20 protein-coding genes and 1 other RNA gene are annotated in these 22,258 nt (G+C 40.9%); 3 read left to right on the top strand and 18 right to left on the bottom strand.

What is annotated here, in order from left to right; translation table 11 throughout:
- Positions 1-139: 139 nt before the first annotated feature.
- Together UQW94_RS19550 and UQW94_RS19545 are read left to right on the top strand one after the other, a co-directional pair.
- The gene (locus tag UQW94_RS19550; RefSeq protein WP_262653835.1) at positions 140-1,471 is read left to right on the top strand and encodes an aspartate aminotransferase family protein; all 1,332 of its coding nucleotides are present in this window, start codon (positions 140-142) and stop codon (positions 1,469-1,471) included.
- Complete coding sequence (locus UQW94_RS19545) at positions 1,462-2,301, top strand: 3-keto-5-aminohexanoate cleavage protein (protein WP_322142506.1); 840 nt, start codon at positions 1,462-1,464, stop codon at positions 2,299-2,301. Before UQW94_RS19550 ends, UQW94_RS19545 begins: the two co-directional genes overlap by 10 nt.
- 74 nt (positions 2,302-2,375) lie before the next feature.
- On the opposite strand, the gene UQW94_RS19540 is transcribed toward UQW94_RS19545, so the two are convergent.
- The 4 genes from UQW94_RS19540 to UQW94_RS19525 all read right to left on the bottom strand — a co-directional run bounded on the left by UQW94_RS19540 (position 2,376) and on the right by UQW94_RS19525 (position 7,253).
- A complete protein-coding gene (locus UQW94_RS19540) occupies positions 2,376-3,743 on the bottom strand; it encodes a Na+/H+ antiporter NhaC family protein (RefSeq protein WP_017635705.1) in 1,368 nt (455 codons plus the stop codon).
- Between the two features lie 180 nt (positions 3,744-3,923).
- On the bottom strand, positions 3,924-4,511 hold the full coding sequence (locus tag UQW94_RS19535) for a DedA family protein (RefSeq protein ID WP_262653833.1): 588 nt from the start codon (positions 4,509-4,511) through the stop codon (positions 3,924-3,926).
- 204 nt (positions 4,512-4,715) lie between these two features.
- The gene (locus tag UQW94_RS19530) at positions 4,716-6,251 is read right to left on the bottom strand and encodes a bifunctional GNAT family N-acetyltransferase/carbon-nitrogen hydrolase family protein (RefSeq protein WP_104978836.1); all 1,536 of its coding nucleotides are present in this window, start codon (positions 6,249-6,251) and stop codon (positions 4,716-4,718) included.
- 120 nt (positions 6,252-6,371) lie between these two features.
- Positions 6,372-7,253: a LysR family transcriptional regulator gene (locus tag UQW94_RS19525; RefSeq protein WP_226083927.1), complete on the bottom strand. Its 882-nt coding sequence runs from the start codon at positions 7,251-7,253 to the stop codon at positions 6,372-6,374.
- A gap of 398 nt (positions 7,254-7,651) precedes the next feature.
- On the opposite strand from UQW94_RS19525, the gene UQW94_RS19520 reads away from it, so the two are divergent.
- A complete protein-coding gene (locus tag UQW94_RS19520) occupies positions 7,652-8,215 on the top strand; it encodes a porin family protein (protein WP_005383742.1) in 564 nt (187 codons plus the stop codon).
- A gap of 121 nt (positions 8,216-8,336) precedes the next feature.
- Here the strand turns inward: UQW94_RS19520 and UQW94_RS19515 are convergent, their stop codons facing one another.
- From UQW94_RS19515 to smpB, 14 genes are all read right to left on the bottom strand, one after another.
- Positions 8,337-9,476, bottom strand: a complete 1,140-nt coding sequence (locus UQW94_RS19515) for a lipase family protein (RefSeq protein ID WP_005383744.1) — start codon at positions 9,474-9,476, stop codon at positions 8,337-8,339.
- Positions 9,477-9,479: 3 nt separating this feature from the next.
- A complete protein-coding gene (locus UQW94_RS19510) occupies positions 9,480-10,031 on the bottom strand; it encodes a DUF6795 domain-containing protein (RefSeq protein WP_262665906.1) in 552 nt (183 codons plus the stop codon).
- 1,201 nt (positions 10,032-11,232) lie between these two features.
- A complete protein-coding gene (locus tag UQW94_RS19505; protein WP_322142505.1) occupies positions 11,233-11,739 on the bottom strand; it encodes a hypothetical protein in 507 nt (168 codons plus the stop codon).
- A gap of 4 nt (positions 11,740-11,743) precedes the next feature.
- On the bottom strand, positions 11,744-12,898 hold the full coding sequence (locus UQW94_RS19500; protein WP_322142504.1) for a hypothetical protein: 1,155 nt from the start codon (positions 12,896-12,898) through the stop codon (positions 11,744-11,746).
- A 193-nt stretch (positions 12,899-13,091) separates the two neighbouring features.
- Positions 13,092-13,349 (bottom strand): hypothetical protein, encoded by a 258-nt coding sequence (locus UQW94_RS19495; protein ID WP_322142503.1) that lies wholly within the window; start codon positions 13,347-13,349, stop codon positions 13,092-13,094.
- Positions 13,350-13,354: 5 nt separating this feature from the next.
- Positions 13,355-15,889 (bottom strand): MobF family relaxase, encoded by a 2,535-nt coding sequence (gene mobF, locus UQW94_RS19490; RefSeq protein WP_322142502.1) that lies wholly within the window; start codon positions 15,887-15,889, stop codon positions 13,355-13,357.
- Entirely contained in the window at positions 15,883-17,637 is a 1,755-nt protein-coding gene (locus UQW94_RS19485) for a type IV secretion system DNA-binding domain-containing protein (RefSeq protein WP_322142501.1), read from the bottom strand. The genes mobF and UQW94_RS19485 overlap by 7 nt, the downstream gene beginning before the upstream one ends.
- Entirely contained in the window at positions 17,634-17,924 is a 291-nt protein-coding gene (locus tag UQW94_RS19480; RefSeq protein WP_322142500.1) for a hypothetical protein, read from the bottom strand. Before UQW94_RS19480 ends, UQW94_RS19485 begins: the two co-directional genes overlap by 4 nt.
- Positions 17,921-18,400: a hypothetical protein gene (locus UQW94_RS19475; protein WP_322142499.1), complete on the bottom strand. Its 480-nt coding sequence runs from the start codon at positions 18,398-18,400 to the stop codon at positions 17,921-17,923. Before UQW94_RS19475 ends, UQW94_RS19480 begins: the two co-directional genes overlap by 4 nt.
- Positions 18,400-18,708, bottom strand: coding sequence for a helix-turn-helix transcriptional regulator (locus UQW94_RS19470; RefSeq protein WP_322142498.1), 309 nt, complete (start codon positions 18,706-18,708; stop codon positions 18,400-18,402). The genes UQW94_RS19475 and UQW94_RS19470 overlap by 1 nt, the downstream gene beginning before the upstream one ends.
- Before the next feature lie 73 nt (positions 18,709-18,781).
- Positions 18,782-19,720: a hypothetical protein gene (locus UQW94_RS19465; RefSeq protein ID WP_322142497.1), complete on the bottom strand. Its 939-nt coding sequence runs from the start codon at positions 19,718-19,720 to the stop codon at positions 18,782-18,784.
- Positions 19,713-20,963, bottom strand: a complete 1,251-nt coding sequence (locus UQW94_RS19460) for an integrase arm-type DNA-binding domain-containing protein (protein WP_322142496.1) — start codon at positions 20,961-20,963, stop codon at positions 19,713-19,715. Before UQW94_RS19460 ends, UQW94_RS19465 begins: the two co-directional genes overlap by 8 nt.
- A gap of 297 nt (positions 20,964-21,260) precedes the next feature.
- Positions 21,261-21,628, bottom strand: a transfer-messenger RNA (tmRNA) gene (gene ssrA / locus UQW94_RS19455).
- Between the two features lie 66 nt (positions 21,629-21,694).
- The gene (gene smpB / locus UQW94_RS19450) at positions 21,695-22,180 is read right to left on the bottom strand and encodes an SsrA-binding protein SmpB (RefSeq protein ID WP_005391476.1); all 486 of its coding nucleotides are present in this window, start codon (positions 22,178-22,180) and stop codon (positions 21,695-21,697) included.
- Positions 22,181-22,258 lie beyond the last annotated feature (78 nt).

Genomic DNA, 22,258 nt, shown 5'->3' with positions numbered 1-22,258 from the left:
ATTGTTTAAATATCAAGGGTTTTGGTGTTTTTGGTTTGTGGCATTCCAAAAGCTCATAGAGGGTGAGATTTATTCTCTTGTCACGTTTGGGTTTGTTCCTGATGATGTGTGCAAGTATTACACATTGGAAGGGACTCAAATGTCTTACGTATTTCACCGTCATTGCCATGCCACGCTACCAATCATCGATAGAGGTGAAGGTGTTTATCTATTCGATAAGCATGGAAAGCAGTATCTCGATGCTTGTGGTGGTGCTGCGGTATCAAACCTTGGCCACAGTCATCACGCCGTTAAAAAAGCCATGTTGGAACAGATCGAGCGAGTGCCATTTGCTCATACTGGATTTTTTACTAGTGACAACAGTGAGCGCCTAGCAGAATTGATTTGTCAGCACATGCCTGAACAGTTCAACCATGTGTATTTAGTCAGTGGAGGATCAGAAGCGGTGGAGTCGGCACTAAAAATGGCGCGGCAGTATTTCGTGGAATCAGGTAAGCCAGAGAAAAAGCAATTCATCGCGCGTCAGCAAAGTTATCACGGTAATACCTTGGGGGCTCTGGCTGTCGGAGGTAATGAATGGCGACGTGAACCGTTCAAACCCATCTTACACCCGAGCCATCATATCGCCCCTTGCTATGCTTATCGTTATCAGCAGAGTCATGAGTCGGAATTGGATTACTCATTGCGAGCGGCGAATGAGCTAGAGGCAAAAATTCTTGAGTTGGGGGCTGATAATGTCATGGCTTTTGTCGCTGAGCCCATTGTGGGAGCCACCGCTGGAGCTGTGCCTGCCACACAAGGTTACTTCAAGCGTATTCGCGAAATATGCGACCAGTACGATGTGTTATTGATCTTGGATGAAGTCATGTGTGGCGTTGGACGCAGTGGCAGTTTTTTTGCGTTTGAGCAAGAAGAGGCAGAACCCGATCTGGTGTGTATGGCTAAAGGGCTTGGTGCGGGTTATCAACCTATTGGCGCGGTGGTTGCGAATGATCGAGTCTATCAAGCTATTGCTGATGGAAGCGGTTTTTTCCAACATGGTCATACTTTTATGGCGCACCCTGTGGCGTGCGCTGCTGCCGTGGCGACCATTCAAACCATCTTCCAAGATAATTTGTTAACGGCGGTGAATCGGCAAAGTGCTTTGCTGCGTAATGAGCTTACTTCTGCATTGGCCCATTTACCGTACATTGGCGACATTCGTGGTAAAGGTTTGTTTTTTGGCATTGAGCTGGTGGCGGATCAAGAAAGCAAGGCGCCTCTGAGTAAAGCCACATTGGCAGACAAACACATCAAACAGCGAGCAATGGAAAATGGCTTAATGTGCTATCCAATGGGCGGAACGATTGATGGCGTTAATGGGCACCATATCTTGCTTGCGCCGCCATTCATTATTCAGCCTCACCATATTGATGAGCTAGTTGGCAAACTCTCATTAACGCTAAAAGAGGTAGCGAAGGAATGGAATTAGAAAATCGATGTATACGAGAGCCTATCGCTATTATCGTGGCCCCAAACGGTGCAAGAAAAACTAAGCACGATCACGCCAGCTTACCCATGACAAAAGACGAACTGGTTGCAGAGGCTATCGCTTGTCAAACGGCAGGGGCTGCCATGATCCATTTACATGCTAGAGACGCCAACGGACGTCATTCATTAGACATCGACGACAACATGGCAATTTACCATGCCGTGAAAGAAGCGGTGGGACAAAACATGATGGTACAGCTCACCACAGAGGCGGTGGGCTTGTATTCTCCGCCACAACAGATGGCGTTAGTTAAAGCTGTGAAACCAGAAGCGGCTTCTTTTGCATTGAGGGAGTTAATCCCTGATCGCGCAAGTGAGAAAGAAGGGCATGCCTTTTTCCATTGGGTGGCAGAACACAACATCGTGAGCCAAATTATTCTCTACGATGCAACCGACATTGAACGTTATTTCCAACTGCGTGATGCGGGCGTGTTACCTAAAATGCATCAGCATGCATTAGTGGTGTTAGGGCGTTATCACCAAGCTCAACAGTCTTCGCCATGGGATTTACGAGGTTTGAATTTGGCGCGTTTTGTCGAGGAAGAAATTCGATGTGCCATTTGTGCTTTTGGCGCGCGAGAGCAAGACTGTTTAGCGAGTGCGATGTTACTTGGATTCGATGTGAGAGTGGGGTTTGAGAATAACCACGTCGATGTGGCAGGCGAATTAGCAATCAGTAACGCGGCTCAGGTGGAAGCTCTACGCGATGTGGCGCATCGCTTTGCTATTCCTTTACACAGTGCGCAAAGTTTGCGTTCAGCTTTGAAGTAAATCTGCTCGCGGAAAAGAAAAAAAGAAGAAAGGAAAGTAAAAAGGCTCCATCGGAGCCTTTTCGGTATTTGTCGTTAGTTCTCAGTTTGCGCTACAGGTTGACGAGCGGGATGTTTGATAAACACCGCGACAACAGCCGCTATCGCTAATGCAAAACAGTAGTAAGAATTGGCAACTACTTCAAGTGGCGATAGGTTGAATACGGAACCTAGCAGCAGTACTTGAGCACCGTAAGGCAACACGCCTTGCACCACGCATGAGAAAATGTCTAACAAGCTTGCTGAGCGGCGGGGAGAGACATTATTCTCTTCCGCCAGTTGGCGAGCAACGCTGCCCGATACAATGATGGCTACGGTGTTGTTTGCCGTACAGCCATTGACCATTGATACCAAACCTGCAATACCTAGCTCGCTTGCACGACTGTTCGCATGCTTAGAGTGACTAGAGCCAAACGCGTGGATAAGGCTACTAACGAAATTTGTTAGAAAAGCAAGACCACCTTGGCGACGCATCAGTTCACTCAAACCACCAATCAGCATGGATAACAAGAAGATCTCTTGCATGTTACCAAAGCCTTTGTATACGTCTTGGGCTAGATTAGTTAGTCCGTAATTGTCAATCGATGCCAAGCTCACGCCGCCAGCCAAAAGAATGCCAATCGACAGAACCACAAACACATTCACACCAGATACCGCTAGGATCAAAATAGTGATGTACGGCAAGACTTTTAGCCACTCAATATCGCCAGTTTCAGGCACTTGAGTCGCGGTACTGTTGAAAGCGAACACTGCAATCGCGATCAACGCCGCAGGTAAAGCAATACGAATGTTCTCTTTAAACTTGTCTTTCATCTCACAACCTTGAGAGCGTGTCGCCGCGATGGTGGTGTCAGAGATGATAGAAAGGTTATCACCAAACATAGCGCCGCTCAGCACAACGCCTGCGGTTAACGGTAAGCTCATTCCTGCTGATTCAGCAATCCCCAACGCTACGGGGGCAACGGCTGCGATGGTACCCATCGAAGTCCCCATTGCTGTTGCGATAAAAGCAGAAATCAGAAAAATGCCCGGTAAAATCATGCTGGTTGGAATAGCGGATAAACCAAGGTTCACTGTTGCATCAACACCACCAGAGGCTTTTGCTACCGCAGCAAAGGCACCTGCAAGCAGATAGATCATACACATTGCGATGATGTCTGGGTGGCCAACACCACGCATGAAGTGTTCGATTGAGCGGTTAAGTTTCTCTTTACTTAAAAGAAACGCAATGATGATGGCTGGTAATACCGCGATGGGTGCAGGCAGCTGGTAGAAGGCAAATTCCACGCCTTGCAAAGATAAGTAAGTGCCTACGCCAATAAATAGTGCAAGGAATACAATTAATGGGATCAGTGCGACCGCAGACGGTGCAACTGTTTTAGTAGTTTGTTGGGAACCGGACATGTAAACGACAATGTTAATGATAAGAGAGAAGAGCAGACTAATATCACATTTCTACATTGTCAACGTCTAGACGTCTAAATGGCTGTTTAAATTTTGCACGTAAAGAAAAAGATAAAAGCTCGTGTTGCGTATCTCACTGATACCACGAGCTTTAGTTATGCGCTAATGAAGAGACTGTCGTTATTGCATTGATTTGGCTTTTTTGCGTTTAACAATACCTAAAACCATCCACGTAAATAAGACAGCAGCAAATGCCCATACCAGATATTTGTATTCGGTGTACAGGTTGCTCAACACGCTTAAATGTTCAAATGCAAAGTGAGTTGACAAGCTGAATACCAATACCCAAACCGTCGCCGCGAGGGCGTTACCGAGCAAAAACTCTCTACGTGGCATTTTCGCGATACCGCATGCAAGAGGCATAAATTGCTTCATTCCTTCAATAAAGCGGCTGACCACCAAGCACGTAGGGCCGTATTTCTGGATAGTCAATTGAAGCGTTTGCATCTTCGGGCTGGAAATGTAGCCTTTTTTATCTAACCACCCCTCAAAGTAATAACCGATTAAGTAGCCACAGGTATTACCAAAAAAGCAGCTCAGCCACGATACCATCATTACCATACTTAGGTTCATGACTTGTTCTGACGAGAGCAAAGATGCCGCGATCATCAGTGATTGACCAGGCATCGGGATACCTATCCCTTCTAGAAATATACTGACAATCAGCGCAACGTAGCCGTATTGCTCAAGCAAAGGCTTCATTGACATGAGAAGTTCGTTAATATGTTCCAAAAGCTTTCCCCTAATAAAAGCGGAACGAAGTTGGAGTGATACTCCGAATGTCCTATTGGGTCAATTCTTGTTTCTCACCGTTGAGAAAAACTGACATGCCTCTGATAATTGCGCAGAATCAACCTGCAGCTGGCTTTACTCGCCGCCACGCTCTTTGGTAGCGGCGAACTAGGGAGATCCTTATGACTCTTTGGCTTTGGTGAATGCGCCATACAAATCAAGGCGGCGATGACGTAAGTTGGTGACAGAGCCTTCGGTATTAAGCTGTTTCAACTTAGTCAAATCAACATCAGCGAAGATTATCATTTCGGTGTTGGCGCTTGCTTCTGTCAAGGTCGCATCGTGTGGGAAATAGATATCCGACGGTGAGAATACGGCAGATTGTGCGTACTGGATATCGACATTATCAACACGAGGTAAGTTGCCGACACTGCCCCCAATTGCAACGTAGCATTCGTTTTCGATGGCTCGTGATTGGGAACAGATTCGTACTCGTTGGTAGCCATTTTTTGTGTCTGTCCAGAAAGGAACGAACACAATTTGTGCGCCTTGCTCGGCGAGCATTCTTCCCAACTCTGGGAACTCGCTGTCATAACAAATCAGTATGCCGACTTTGCCTGCATCGGTTTCGAACACCTGAACATTGTCACCACCGTCGATCACCCAGTCTTTTTGCTCATGGGGCGTGATGTGAATCTTATATTGAGCGTTTATTTCACCATCTCGTTGCAGTAAGTAGGCCACATTATACAACTTGCCATCTTCGATGACGGGCATACTGCCAGCAATAATGTTGATGTTGTAGGTGACTGCCATCTGCGAGAAGCGGTTTTTGATCTCTTCTGTAAAGCTAGCCAAAAAGCGAATTGCTTCGACGGAATTTTGGTCGTTTTGCAAGCCCATCAGCGGCGCGTTAAAGAATTCAGGGAATAGGGCGAAATCGGCTTTGTAGTTCGCAAGAGAAGAAATGAAGAACTCAGCCTGATCGAGCAAGTCCTCTAAGTCATTCATGGCGCGCATTTGCCACTGCACAACACCAATACGAATCAGCGTTTTTTCTACATCATGTACGGATTGAATATCCTCTTCGTAGAAGAAGTTATCCCACTCCAGCAGAGTTGCGTAGCCTTTAGAAGCACTATCCTCTGGCAAGTAACCGCGCATAATACGTTTTACATCGAAGTCGTTTGCAAGCTGAAAAGACAAAATAGGATCGTGAAGCTCACGGCGTTTTATTTTGTCGATGTACTCTGCAACGCTCAGTTCATCTGCGTATTGGTGGTAATTAGGAATGCGACCACCGGCTAAAATTGCTTTGAAGTTCTTACTACGGCAAAGCTCTTTACGCGCATCATACAAACGTCGACCTAAACGTAGCCCTCGATAGTCCGGGTGGACAAATACATCGAGACCATACATGGCGTCACCGGTCACTTGGTTTTGGATGACGTTGTTCTCGGTGATGATGTCGGTGTACAGGTGAGGAAGTGAAAATCGGTTGTAGTCCACTTTGATTGTTAGCGCTGCGCCGACAATTTTTCCGTTATCCTCAATACAGATTTGTCCATCAGGAAACTGATGAATAAGATCCATGATGGTCAGGCGTGGCCATGAGCCACCAACATCAGGAAAAACAAGGTCCATTAATTCCGCGAGCTCTGGGTAATCGGTCGGCTCAATGGTGCGTAAAGAGAGTCTTGGCGTGTTGCTGTCCATATCCTACTATCCATTTATCCTTTTTAAATAGTATGGATGAGAATGCCATAAATTTGAGCAGACAGATACCGAAGTCTTTGAGTTGTTTTGGTTTACCTAAACGAGTTTAAAGAAACAACATTAACTTAGCTTGCTCTTCAGCCATTCGTGAAATGCCACTACTTTTTTAGCTGAAAGTCGATAATTTGGAATCATCACGTAATAACCATAACCGCTCTGTAAAGAGAGGTTGAGAACATGCTGAATGTCCCCTCTTAAAATCGAATACTGCGCCATAAAATCGGGAAGCAAGGCGAGCCCTTTTCCCATTCTGACAGCTTCGCAAGCTAGGTAAAAATGTTCGACGCCTACAGGTTGATAGGTAACGGGAGATTCTACAGTGTAGACAGCTTTAAATTGCTCCCATAGCTGAGGGCGAGTGATTTGAGGTATAAAAGGATAATTGCTAACAGCGTGCACACTCTCAATTGCAGGAGCATTTGTGCAACCGACTAATAACAATGTTTCTTCGCACAGTAAGTTGCTGTATTCATAATGTGTGGATAATGGAAGGCAGCGAATATGTAAGTCACTTTCGTTGCTCGAATCTTTGACGTTCCCATCCCCGGTACAGACTCTTACTCGGATGTTAGGATGTTGCTGGTGGAAGTCATCAATATTAGGTATCAACCAAAGGCTGGCAAAAGAAGGGGTTACGTCCACGGTGAGTAATTCTTGCTTTGAATCTGACTGGATTAAGTTGGCAGTTGCATGCTGAATAAGCTCCAAAGCTTCTGTGACTTGCGGCAGATAACGCTTGCCCTCTTCGGTTAACTCAATACCACTCGCCCCTCTTTGTATTAAAGGTAAACCCACCAATTGCTCCAGCGATGCGATTTGTTTGCTTACTGCGCTTTGCGTAATACATAGGGCATCCGCTGCTTTAGAGAAACTGAGGTAATTAGAGACCGCGACAAACGTCCTTAATGCTCGAATAGAAGGGTATTCACTGCCTTTTAACATACTTCTGTTCCATTAAACTCTGCTTAGGCAAAGAGTAGAATATTCACGGCTTGAAGCAAAGTAAGATGCAACGTATGTGTGATTAGCTTCCTTTCTTATAAAAACTAGCTAAGCGTTTTTTGACGGATTAATCTACAAGAGTATTTTAGATGTTTATTTAATTTCTTTGAAAAATCTACAAATTAACAAGAATCTTTTTCACATCAGCGATTAACCCCAATTTAGTATTGTTTATATAAAGTAAACAGACAGCTCTTTTTTTCTATTTTTGTTCGGCAATCTTTAGAGGATTGTCAGTATTCTATAAAATTAAATATATTTTTCATTAATTTAAAGTTGGCATTGCATTTGCTCTTTACTATTCGAACCTTCAATGGAACTTATATTAGGAGAACGAAATGAAAAGCAATGTTGTTACTTTGATTAGCCTTTTTTCTTTAGCAACGTTTAGTACTTTATCACATGCTGCGGACTCCAACGATCATGGTGTATATGTTGGCGCCAACTACGGTTACTTAAAAGTTGATGGACAAGATGACTTTGATGATGACAGCGATGTTATTCAAGGTTTAGTTGGTTACCGTTTTAATCCTTACTTAGCGTTGGAAGGTGGTTACATTGATTTCGGTAGCTATGGTAATAACCTAGCAAATGCCGAAACGGACGGTTACACCGCAGCACTAAAAGTTACAGCCCCTATTGCTGATCGTGTCGACCTTTACGCAAAAGGCGGTCAAATGTGGTACTCGACGGATTACGACGTTGCGGGCTTCCAAGGCAACAAAGATGATGAAGGTGTATTCGCTGGTGCCGGTGTGGGTTTTAAAGTTACTGATAACTTCTTAGTTAACGCAGAATATATGTGGTACGACGTAGAACTCAATGCGGAGAATGTCGCGAACGGTGCAAACACGGAAACAGACTTTAACCAAGCATCACTAGGTGTGGAATATAGATTTTAATATTGTTAACAACTCTAAGCCCTAATAAAAAGCGAAGCCTAAATAGCTTCGCTTTTTCTGAACTCAATCTAGTTGAGGATAATAGAGCGTTTTTTAGAATAATTGTTCGTGCCTTTTACTGTCACTCTACTATATTTAGAGCATTTCTAACATGACTATCTAACCTTCTTACTAGTCTCGAAAAACAAAGTTTTATCACTCTATAAGTAATACTCGATAGGTCGATCGCTGCGCTACCTGACATTACATTCATGTGACCTAAAATACCGCGAACGTGTTCTGTATACTCGTTTTTTAGTTTTGAGATGTACGCCATAGCTTTAGCTAGTTGATCCCAAGCAGTAAGGCCTACAGTTGCTATTTGTTGTATTATATGACCCAGACCTGAAATTCTTAATAAGGTCAAAATTGAAGAGACTATTTTACTTACCCAACCATCAGTCATCCGAGCATTATATCTATTGTTGAAGTCAAGAAATACGTTGCGTTCTAGGTAAGCTTGAGATTTGGGTTGTAGTGCCGACCACTCATTACTTGTAGCGGTATTGACATAACCCGGAACAGATTTTTTTCCTAGTCCATGAGCGCAGAAGTAGATGCCAGAACTTCCATCTAGCCGATACTCAATACCACCGTGAGTAAATGGCCAAAGAGGAGACATAGGAACTGGATCTGCGCCATGAGTGCAGCGATAGGAAGAATCTAACTCCCTTCTTGCGTATGGTTTAAAGCCAACTTTTGGTGCGCCAAAAGTATATAGGTGTACGCTATAGCCGTACTGACTCTTCACCCAATCTGCCGCTAATGAAGCAAGAGCACCACCTAAACTATGACCTACACAGTGTATTGCCTTCGGTGCTTTCATGTTCTTTTTCGAATAACCAGCGATGTATGCTGCAAGTTGTGGCTTTATCGTATTGAAGAGATTTACAAAACCTGCATGTACCCTGTAACCGGATGAGGTACCTGATATCCCAATGTTTCCATCGGTCATAATGTCGCCGATGTTTACTTGAGTGCCACGGAAGGAAAATACCAAAGTATCGGCAAACTCGCCCTTACCTCGACCTATCGCTACAAAATCTGATGTCATTCCACCAAATCCCATAAAGCCACTTGTCGTTCCTTTTTTGACATCATTCCTTAGATCAAATGTAAAAAACTTTGCTATATAACCACTAACGTTACGAACATTAGTTGCGAATACAGAATAGGGGATTTCTGCGATTCTAGATGATAGTTTTGGTGAGAGTGATTGCATTCTTTAATTTCCATATAAGTCAGAGTCAATATATCCAAATAAATCACATTGACTATTTACGTAGTAGTCATCGTTTTCGTCATCATCAATTGAAAAAGCAAAGTACTTAAGAGGGTTTGCTGCATCACAGACTAGATTAGCCATATTGTTTTTTACGTAATCCTCTATTTCATAGCCATCGAACGAACCTTCCCAAATAATAACGCTTTCATCAATATCTAGTTCTGTGGTTAAAACAATAGTTACATAATGTTCAATAAGCGGGATCTTAACGCTCTCTTTGTTCTCATACACAGGAGAAAATTCAAACCGACCATTGCTGTCAGTAAATGTTGATAAGTCTATTGATTTTCCTGAAGCGCTTAAACCAATATTAAGACTAACCTTTTGGTTATTAATCGGCTTCCCTTTTTTTGTTATCACACCATTGATTTGTGGTGTGTATTGGTTAACTTTATCGTTATTCAATATACTCTCTCCAAAACTCATATTAATGCTCAACAATATGATTGTAATAAATCTAAATAAGTAATTTCTCACATCGACTTTTTTCATTTTAAAAATCTATAAATCTATATGTATTGTGTGTTTTTACAATATTTAATTTTAACTATGTGATTCATATTGCATTGCTCTGTAACTTGTGAATTTGAAAATTACATTTTTAGATTTATGTTTATCTATTTGACCGATTTTTATTAGCATTAATAAAGTTTAAATCTGGAACACTCAGTCTGCGCTAATCTTAGGTAGTTATATTGTATTGGATTTTTGAGGCTTTCATCAGGTAATGTGAAAGCAAAATAAACGAGAGCTACCGAATGATAAAAACTCTATAAATACTAGGTTTCAGACAATGAAATAGTATTGAAAACAGTTAATTATTCGCTTTGTCAAGAGGTATTTTTATTGCTTTACATCGTAATGCTAGATTGACTTGATAATTTATTTTTCCGCCAATTGTGATAACCAAGAGCAAAAGAAAAGGCTTATTTAGTATCTTTTGATGGTTAGTGATAAACCCAAATTGTTCTACTTTAACCCATCATAATTCTATAACTTAGATTTAGCACTCGTAGTTGTTGATAACTCAAAAACTTAGAACACTTTAAATCGAAGAACATATAGACACACTTTTGTCCTTGGATGAGTTCTTCTGAACTTCCGTGTAGTTTTGGTGGTGTATTTATGAGCGTATCGTCTGTTACTTAATACTCAACGAGTTTTTAAATCGGCGTACGTTCAGAGTTATGCAGTAATGCTCGTGAAAAGTTATCAGGTAGCATGAGTGCGTGAGAAAAGAAGACAATGTGGATAGTGGATAGTGGATAGTGGGTTGTTGATACAAAAAAGGCCACCCGAGGGTGGCCTTTTCCAAACGTTTGGTGCTGGCGTCATCTGAAGATTATATAACCTTAATATTTTCAGTATGTTATATGTATCATTTCTAGTTGATGTTACTAATAATGTTACATTAAATTCCTACTGTTGAAAGAACTTAACTACCGTCTAAATATAGAGCTTTTGGTTATGGTTAATGAGAATATATAACAAAATAATCTAATTAACTTTACTATTACTAGCTCAGAACATGAACTTTAACTGCTTTTTAAAGAAATAGTTGCTTTAGCTGATTTTTATAACCCCAAAATGGCATCTTGAGACATTGATTGCAGAGCCAATGTTTAAACGAATGTTTTGGTGATGTGGTAGTCTGAGTGCTTTTAGAGGGGGCATAGCCCCCTTTTTAGAATAATTACATCTGATCTTCTATGTTACGATCATTGAGTTTTGTATGGAAATCATTAATAAACAGTATGTTGCTAACGATAACTTTGCCGATGCTAATAATCTGTAGATAGCTCAAAAAGAAGATAACAGTAAATCCAGTAGGCTTGATATAGTCTCTATTCTGTGCATAAAAATCTAGTCCACTGAAAGCAGTTTTAGAAGCAAAGAATAAAACAATACCAATGATGACAGTAGCAGATGTAATGATAATTCCTACCAGCATTTCAATTCTTCGTGCATCTTGTTCACCAGCAAGGTACTCCACACTTTCTGGCTTTACTATAGCAGTAATTGCATTTGGGTAGATGTAAGCTAACCATATGCCTACAATAGTAAAGATCATAGCTGAAGCATTCTTCAGAATGTCTATAAGATCTTTTAGGTTGTCATAATTTATAGAACTTTGGAACTCAGAGCTAAACCACCATAGACCAGCGAATACCACCAAGTGAATAAGTATTCTTACTGACATAGGGTTATGCTTCTTCTGCCTGCGGTTGCTCATCTTCTACCATCTCTTCATTCTCAGCATTTTTAGTATCAATTTTATCAATTAGTTTCGTTCGCTGAGCGTTGATAGCTATCAAAAGTTGTTCCGCAGTGTAAACTTCACTATCTGCTTGAGCAACCACTAGCTCATCTCGGAGGACAAACTCATCAAGCCACATAGTGGATTCACTTCGCCCACCTACTTTCAAGCCAATATTGTTCCAATCAGACATTTCATCGTGCTCTTCTGCGTATCTTTCAGCGAGTTGCTTTAATTCTTCCCCATCGGGTGATGCATCAACGACTACTTCGATATGACGTTGACCTTTAAGAGGAGGAGTCTTAAAGCCCATTGCAGAACCAATTGTGTCGAACACTTGCACCCATGAAGGGCGGCTATCATCGACTTTCGCGGAAATCGTTTCTCTGTAAACAATGTGAGTAACGTCTTCAGCAAGTCGATTGTAGTTCAAGCTCGAGCTAGCCTTTTTAAAAAGTTGAGTTCTGATCTTGAAGTTTGCGTGGAATACATGGTCTTTTTCATCTTTGTATTCAAAGGTAAACTTCTTGATTTTGATATCTCGCCCAGATTTTGCGTGATGAATCGTTCTTTCCGACACTTTCTTGTTCGGGAATTCTCCTCGGTAATCTACAAAAGCTTTGATGTAGTGACCTAAAGAGTCGGTATCTGCAATTGAACTAGCAAACTTGATAGAAGCTACTTTATTTTTTTCTGGAATAATCCAGTAGTAACTAGGCTGTCCCCAGATAACCTCTTCACCAGCAGCGTCAGTGCCAGTAGTGAGGTCATCGGCAGTATCACTACCAACATCACTACCTGCATAAGCACCATGAACATTGCCACTACTGTCACCTACTGCTTTCCATAAAACTAACACGGTATCTCCAGTATTGGGATCAACCTTATAGCTACGACAATAAACTTTGGTTCTTCTTGGGTTAGTCTCTGCATCCCAAGGGATTGTATTTCTTAACTTTTTTCCATCAAGCCACTTCTCTAAGGATGCCATTACACTAGGTATTGTACCGTCTAGGTACTCTGGGTCTTTTCCCTTTCTTAATCGGTAGAAACCAAATTCCTTGAGGTCGAAGTAAGTTATACTAGCCTTGATGTTAGCCATAGTTAGTTAGCTCATTGTTTAAACAGATAATTTCATAAGAATATACACATAAATTAATAGGTAATCTAATGATGTGTATCATGTTGTAATGGGGCGCAACTAAATTTTGATAACTAATCTGTTCCCAAGGCCAGAACTTGACGCTCTTTGTTTCAGTTTTCACTATAGGCTTCAGCGTTTTCCGTCACCATTCTTACCCTGTAGCCCATACAACAAGAAAGGCTAGTGTGGTCAAAGAATAGAAAGTCATTCGCAAGGTTTGGCGTTTTTCTTTCCTATATTTGTTTTCTTGCTCATCGGTGCTGCGTCCAACACCATCAGGATCAAAGCAGTCTTGTTTTCGAACAGTTATCGGAGATGTTAAGTGTCTGACTATTAACTCACTAATGATGAGAATAATGATGAATAGCCAAGGGTAGGGGGGGATAGCTGATAATATTTGACTGTACATTATTTTTACCTTTCTGTTCTTAATTCAGTTGTAACTATTGGTGTGAGTGCTTTATTTTGGCGCTTATTTTGGTCAATAGCTTCTATTGCTAACGTCGCATGTTTGTCTGTTTTCATGGGGTCAGCAAAAGCGGTTATCCTAGAGCTTGATTCAATCCTGACCCCCTGTTCAGTCAATAGTGGGTCAACATCTTTTGTACTGAAGAAAAAGTGACTATTGTTTCTATGTCTTGAACCAGCAACATATGTTGCGTCTCTTCCCATTGAAGGGGTATACAAGATAAATGTATCGCCATCTACGGTGATACCTTGTGAGCTATATACTGTCATTGAGTAGCCATGTATAAGCGGTAGATTACCATTCTCATCTCTATAGGATTTTTCATCAAAGGTAACCAATCGTTGATTGTCCAAACGTATATGGAAAACAGTACTTTCGGCCGTAGTTATAAGTTTTTCTATATGCCCAAAAGTCCCATTACTAACTCCAAGTTTGTAGTCATTTTTGCTAAAGCGAATATATTCGCCTACTGAAAATGGCAAAATCATGTGCTTACCTGAGACTGATACATTAAACTTTATATCTTGGTTATCAACAGCCCCCATAGATTGATAATACGTACGAATTTTGCTGGAAATGCTCAATACGTCGTCCCACTTTTGAGCGAGTACGACGACCTTCTTATTTTCAGACGTATTCTTTTTCCATTGTTCAAAAAGTTGTGCGATTGACTCTTGTCTAGACTCAGAAAAATGGAGCATATTACGCTGGTGTAGTTGTTGAAGAGCCGACAATGTATGACCATCCCTAAGCATCGCCACTACATTTCTAGCCCATTGTTCCGACTGTCTGCGTATTGTTTCTATTCGGGATGTTCCAATGATATTTGATTTTGAAAGGTATTTAAGAACTCCTCCGTGCTCAATAGCTTGTAGCTGCTTGTCTTCTCCAACCAAAATAACCTTGGTGTTCTCTTTTTCAGCTTGAACGAACAGGTTGTACATTTGCTTGGTACCGACCTGACCAGCTTCATCTATGACCAGTACATCGACATTTTTTAATGGCTTTCTTTCTGCTTCAATATCTGTAATCAGTTTGGCAATAGTTTGCGATTGGATACCTGTTTCTTTTTGAAGGTTATTGGCGGCAATTTTAGCAATACATACGCCACGTACATTTTTGCCAATAGAGTCATAGGCATTTTTCAAAGCTATCATGGAGTAGCTTTTTCCTGCACCTGCTGAGCCTTGGAGTATGCTTAAGCTATGTTGATCACAAGCGCTATATAGTGCAGATATTTGTTCATCAGAGAACTTAGTGTCCCCATTTTTATAGATTACATTTTGAAGTATTGTTTCGTTAGGGTTTGGATGAATTCTATTTTTGAGTGTTAGTGCTATAGAAACCAGGCTGCGTTCCAAATCAACAATTTCGGAAGTGCTTAGCTGTAAGTTATGCTTGTTATCTAACCCTAACTTAATTACTCGATTTGATTTTATTGCTGTCGTACCTAGAGACATTATACTTATTGATCGCTCTCCACTCAGTTGCGCTTGTTTAGCAATCTCAAAGTATAAGTCTTGCTCCTTAAATATTGATCGATTCTCGGTTATTCTATCTAAAATACTGTCAATGCAGATAAATTGGTCAGCATATACTGGTGTTAAAGAGCGAATTTTAGCAAAGTGCTCTGAACTAAAGCCTATACCTTTTAATTCATTTTTCCACGTTACTAATAGTTCTGATATTGGGGTTCTGCTTTTCCTATTTCTGGTATAGAGCTTCACGTGCTCACCTATCGCACTAGCACTTGAGCGCTCTCCGTACCGCTTTAGAGACTTGGTTATCTGTTCATCCCTTTTTGAAAAGTATTCGCAGATATGCTCAGGTACTCCCGCCACTTTGAAGCTATCGTGATCTGCTATTATTGAGTACCCAAGAGAGCGAAGGTTCTCTGCTAACTCTGATCGATATACTGCACCTGATGCTTTTATCCATTGATATAGCTTTCGCCCATGTATAGTTCCCCAACTGAGGTCATTTCGAATAGCTAAATTAAAAACAAGGCAGTGGGTGTGCAGTTGCATGTCATCAGCACGGGAGCGAGAGTGTTGGAAAAGTGCAGCAAGTAAACCTGGTAATCTTTCGGTTTGTTTTCCCTGTGCGCTTCTTCTCGTAAATGCAGCTTTTTCTTCAATGAATCGCAGAGCAGCTTTTACTGCATTCTTGTGAGCTAATTGGATCACACCTTCATTATCATAGACGTATAAGATAGATACTGATTTAGGCGCAGAAAACGTTAAATCATAGCCACAGTTATGCCTTTGACCTGTCGTTTGGACAAGTGCTTTAGAGCCATCTGGTGAGAGTCCTTGCATAAGATTTTTATACTCTAGTACATCAATAGAACCAGAAAGACCAAGTACTTTAGCTACATAGCCACCCCATAAGCCTGAATTTTCAACATCTTCTAAGTAATAATCACTTTCGGGGGTATTACAATAGTATTCAATATTCTGAATTGGAAAAATCGTTAACATTTAGATGCCTCATCTCTTCTTTGCTGGATGCGCTTCCTAAATGTGTAGTTGCTCTCTCTGTTAGTTGAGAGGGGAGTTTCTCTAGTCCAACTAGCGGTTTCTTCCCGTCTCGCAATCGTCGGCATTTTTGTGTAAGGCCATGTGAGTTTGTAGGTTGCCTCCCAACCGTTGATGGACAGATAACCCGAAACACCTACTTTGTTTGGGGGTGACAATTCAGTTAACTCAAAAGTGCGTACCGTTGGAAGTGTGAGATGTTGCCAGCTCGTTTGGGTTATTCCTCTCGAATTCTGGTAATTTGGTCTTTCGACAACTCTTTCTCCGAGAGCTTGAGATATAAATTTAGGAGTACTACCCGTCGAGCCAACCTTTAATGCTATTAAATTGGCGAAAAAGCTCATGAATGCATCAGTAATATTATTGCCATATATATTGGTTATTTGAGAAATAGTTTGCGTACCAATGATAGTTTTGCCGCCTCTCTCCCTCGCTAGCTCAATCCACCTAATCAAAGCCTTAGATTTAGGGAAGTTTGCAAGCTCATCCAGTACCAGATAACAGGCTCGCTTTTTTTTCATTGAGAGAAACTCATCCGTTAAAGTTCCCATGAGCGCATTACATAGAGGCGCTCCTACGGATAAGTACCTTTTTTGACCTTGAACTATGATCTTTCGTTGACTGCTGTCTGCGTGAACCCACTCATGTAATGAAAAACCGTTTTTGTACGACTGAGGCCATGCCGTCGCTAGCCATCTAATCCACTCTAATTCACTGAGTAGAGTCAGCATGATACCTTGAGTAGTACGGCTATTTTTTTCAATAAATCTAACTGCTTCAGGAAAATCCTCTTTTAAGGTTAAATTGAGTTTTTCGTCATCTAAGGTCATATGGTCAAATAATTCACGCCAGCCCCAGTTAAGATGTTTTTTGTTTAGACTGACAATGATTCCCGTCAAAATGAGACGGGCTGATTTACACCATATGGCATCTTTAGTCTCAGGAATGATATGTTTAGCAAAGTTAGCTGAAGCAATGGGAGTTGATAAGTCTTTACTTATATCCCAGACTGCACTTCTTTTATCCCATGGGGCTACCAAGATTGTGTCGTGAGGGTTGTATAGTTTTGCTGTGTATTCTTGTTTTTCATCGTAGATAAACAGCCTATCTTCTCGCATATTCAATTGTTTGAGTAGGTAAGTGATTATTACTGTTTTACCTGATCCTGGCTTGCCCGTGATTAGGGTATTCCCTATTTCTGCTTGTTTAGTTATTTGTATTTTTGGATGAAGAAACATTCCTTTATAAGCACCTAACTTTCGTTCTGAATTTAGACAGCGTTTTGCATGCTTATATGCTGCTACTCCTGATAACTGTCTTATACCTGAGATATGACGTTCAAGTGTTCTGCCTCCTGGTACATAAAGAAGTTTAATGCTAATCCAGATTGCCAAAGAGAAAGATATGAAAACAGGAATTATCGTATGTAAAACTAAGTCGTCTATTTGATTCTTATCAGATAAGTAATTTACGTACTTATACCAAACATTTAGAGAGGAGTTAGTAATGAGTTCTTGAATACACAGCAGCCATACTTTTGTGTGATGATTCAATGGCTCCCAATTAGAGAGCCAATCCCACGAGATCTGTATTGAAGCTGTACTAAATATACATCCAACAATTAGGCTGAAAAGGACTATAGAGTCCCAAACCTGGAAGGTTTGGCTTGGTGCAAGGTTATCAAATCTCATCTGATTACCTCTTGATTAAATATGCTATTGAAGTCTTTTATGGCCTGTGCTTTTTGATCTGGAGTTAATCCAACAATTATGCAATTCATTGCAAATATTTTTCGTAATAGGCGTAATTCAAGCTGTTTAATAGTTAATTCAACAGGAGTCTCATTCAACTGTTTTGCGGTTGCATTGCGAATAACTTCTGTTTTCGTTTGTCCCGTGCGATCGGCCTCGCTAAGTATTTTGGCTTCAACCTCTGCTGAAAATCTCACGCCGTAAGTTTTACTAGTAAGTTCACTCATAAAAACATCGCTCCAGCTGCAATCATGGCTAGCGCCAGAATAACTAAGCACTTTAAAGCATATTGGTTAACTTTCGCTAGCAGGCTTGCTAGCGGCCTAACTTCAGCCTTTTCAAGGCTACTCTCTGTTGTTTTAGGAGTCTCGATAGCATCACAGGTGCAAAGGGTCTGATATCCTCTTAGAGCAGGCACTGTATTTTTGTAGTAGATACGTAATGCTCTAAGGACTAGGGGCATTTGGTAGCAAGTTGGGCTGTAGTAATCTTGAATAGTGAGGTGTCTTACAGCATTTGATACCAATTCAGGAATTACTGAATCATTAGCTTGAAAATCGTACTCATGCTCAGCGACTACAATAGAGCCTGCCAGAATGTAAGAAACCACATCAAATTGTTCTTCGAAGGTTTGTTCAAGTTCTGATTGGTGATTTTTTATTATGAGCGTTGAATACATTTTGCGACGAGCGGAGGTTTTCATTATGCGTTCTCCTTACTCGATGATTGTGTATCACTAGATAGAATAAATTTGTGTTTAAATATTGAAGTTGATGCTAAATCTTTTCTCTGCGCTATTAGTTCTTCAACTACTGTTTCTAAATCTCTATCAGCAGCTAATGCTGCGATAAATGCATCAATTTCATGTGATAAGAAACATACAGAACGGGAACCTAAAGGGATAGAAGGAGGGAACTTGCCTAGATTAATGTATCTATGTAATGTCGCCTTTGAAAAGGGAATTCGATCAAGTACTTGTTTCTTTCGTTCTAGTTTTATTTGATTTTTCATAAGTGCGTCTCATTTTTTGTTTACTTAAGACGCACTGTATCTTATTGAGTTAATCCGAAAAAAGAGGGGGGCTTTACGGATTTTCTGTCTCAGGCCACTTTGCTCCTGCGATTTGTTCTAGCTCATCAAGGTTACGGTTCATGATTACTTGCTTAGGAGATGATGCGATTAGCTTTAAGCGTATTTTGTCCATGTATAATTTGAGCTGAGGGACTTCTTCTTCGTGGTAAGTGAAGTACTTTTGGATAGAGTAATCCAGTTTGTTTTGGCTAGATGCCACGTCTAAGCTTTCAAAAACACGGTATTCAATATTTTTTTCTAAAACTGAATATACCTCTGTCATATAGACGTAATGCTTATCTAAATTCATTTCTGGAAATAGGTTGTCGCTCTTTTGGTATCGAGCAATCGATTCTTTAACCTTAAAATACTTATCTTCAATTGGAGGAAACTGCAACGTTTGTTCTAAATTTATTTGAGAAGGGTCTGGATAGCCTATTTTTGAGTACAATTTCGAATGATACTTCTTAACTAATTCTTTATGCTGATAGTATGCATCAGATACAACCGAAATAGATATTCCAAGCTTTTTTGATGTTGCAGCGAAGGCTTCATTTTGCGATATTTTTTTTCCTCTTTTATTTGCTTCAACCTCGTCAAAAGCTTTTATTGAAGCAATAGCTTTACGTCGATTAGATGCCGTAACTCCTAGACCGTCAGTTAGAATTTTAATTGCATCTTTTCTTTCTTTGTCGGTGCCTGCTGCAAGCAAGGCTAATCCTGCTTTGATGAAAACATGGGGGAGTGGGAGTTGTGCGCTAATTTTGTCTTGATAGTCGTTTAAGTTAGCAAGGCTATCACGTAGCAACTGTCCTATCAAAAGCAAATTTTTGGCAGCAGAGTCGTGCGATAGCATGCGTTCGTTGACAATTTGAGAAGAAAATAGTTTCAAGTATTCTTCTAATGATGGAATAGTATCCTTGTCGAAATCGTAAAAGGGTTCGTTATTCATTCTCAGTTCCTGCTATTGTAAAACAATCCTTTGATGAGTCGATAATAAACTGACTCCAATATTCCATTATCTCTCTTCTTCTCTCTACATAGTCAGCTCTATTATATATTGACCTAACATTAGTTTCGGAAATGTGGGATAAGACGACCTCTATTATGTCTGGTTCAAATCGGGATACATTTAAATCATTAGGATCGTTAAGGAATGTACTGCCAATAGATCTTAACCCGTGACTAACTAATATACCTTTGAGACCTGCATTTTTTATTGCTGAATTTACGGTCTGGCTACTCATGTGTTTTTCACGATCTGTGAAGTGAGGAAAAACATAGGTACTGTTTGAAAGTGTAATTTCCCTGACTTGTGTGAGTATTCTAATTGATGGTTCAGATAGTGGAACTCTGTGAGGACGACGTTTTTTCATTTTTTCTGCATCAATAGTCCAGATTCTTGATTCAAAATCAATCTCTGACCACTCTGCTCTGGCTACTTCAACTGGTCTGAGCAGTGTGTGAAGTTGAAACTCAAATGCACACCTTGTCAATAAATGCATGTTTGCCTTTGACATTTTTCGCATTACATAATGAAGCTCGCTAGGAGCAACTGATTTCATTGGTGTAGATTTTGGGGGTTTATAAGCTGATTTTATGTTTGCCAAAGGGTTACTTTGGCAGTATCCACAATTGACACCGAAAGTCATCACTTCATTAATTCGACCGCAGAGACGCCGAAGTGTTTCGAGTTTGCCTATTTTTTCGAGGGGACGCAGGTGCTCGATTACTAAAGGTGCAGTTAACTCTGATATTGGTAGAGTACCAATACTTGGAAAAACATGAAGCTCCAGACTTCTCCATATGTCCTTAGCACTATTTTCCGTAATGGATGACTTTTTAACTTCTAACCATTTAGATGACACACTTTGAAATGAGTTAGATCTCTCTATCTGCCTTTTTATTAGTTCATTATCTCTATGAGACTTAGGATCTATGCCTTCAGCGAGAAGTGAGCGAGCCTTATGGGCGCTGATTCTAGCTTTCTGCAAAGTCACTATAGGATATTTTCCAAGGCTTATATTTTTCCGTTTCTTGCTAATAGGATGTGTATAGTTGAATATCCAGATTTTTGTCCCTTTAGGGGATATTCTTAAGTGCAAACCTTCTCCGTCCGCAAGTGAATATTCTTTTTCTTTAGCTTTCGCGCTTTTTATCTTTAGCTCAGTGAGCTTAACTACAGTTTTAGGCATAACTAACTCCGTTGATTCAAGTTGAGACGAAGTGTAACTATCTGAGTTAATCCGAAAAAAGATGCCCCCTTTCTGGATTACTTACTGAAGAACGTTTTAATGAATACTGACGACGGTGATGACGTATTAAAATCGTTGTAACATTTCAAATTTGGATTAATGCAAATGTTACTACAAGTGTACGATGCTGAAGAGTTCATGTGGAACGTTGTGAGACTAGATGAGATAGGGATGTGCGGACAAATCAATGGATTAAATAAAAAACGGGACATCCTGAGATGTCCCGTTCCAAACGTTTGGTGGAGCTGGCGGGAGTTGAACCCGCGTCCGAAAACCGTTCATCATTGGTACTACATGCTTAGTCGATCTTTAATTTCGCCATCCACCTGCGAACCGACACGCTAATGAATGACTAGCCTGAATTAAAATTCGCCGTTCATCTCTCAGGCGGGAGAATCCGGGCTAGCGCGTTTGGGTTTGATCCCTCGTTATTCCCCGTCTTACGTGCGGAAGCTAGGGCGAGAGAGCTCTTAGCAGGTTATTAAGCTGCTAGTGCGTAGTTTTCGTCGTTTGCGACTATTTTTTTGCGGTTTGTTAACGAGGCCTACCGCACCTCGGCATGCACCTCAGACTTCTGAATTCCCGTCGAATCCTAAATCAGCCCCAGGTAATATTCGCATAGTAACAGAAAAGCATTGGCTGTCCAGTACTATGCGTTTAAGTGGTCAAGATTAACGCAGTGTACTCTTCATTACGCGTGCTTTCTCTCTTGCCCAGTCTTTTTCTTTTAAATCCGTACGTTTATCGTGCAGCTTTTTACCTTTTGCTACGCCAATTTTTAGTTTCACCCAAGAGCGAGACCAGTACAGAGAGAGCGCCGTTAATGTCATACCTTCACGGTTCACACGTCCGAATAGGTTGTCTAGTTCACGACGACTCATTAGTAGTTTACGCACACGTGTGGGGTTCGCCACAACGTGTGTCGATGCCTGATTTAAAGGAGTGATTGTCATGCCACTCACAAAGGCTTCACCGTCACGCATAAATACGTAACTTTCAGAAATATTGGCTTTACCTTGGCGAAGGGCTTTCACTTCCCAACCTTGGAGCTCCAAGCCAGCTTCGATTTCATCATCGATGAAATACTCGTGGCGAGCTTTTTTATTCAGCGCGATAGTATTGCTACCCGCTTTTTGTTTCGTTTTTTTCTTTGCCATAATAGCCACATTATACGGGTTGGATATCGGATAGGAAATCCTTTTATTTGCGCAATCGTGGAATAAAAGTAAAATTGG

The organism is Vibrio sp. PBL-C16, from assembly GCF_034321865.1.
GTDB classification, from domain to species: domain Bacteria; phylum Pseudomonadota; class Gammaproteobacteria; order Enterobacterales; family Vibrionaceae; genus Vibrio; species Vibrio alginolyticus.
Note: the sequence above shows the minus strand (reverse complement) of the source record. Positions and strands in the feature narration are given on the sequence as shown.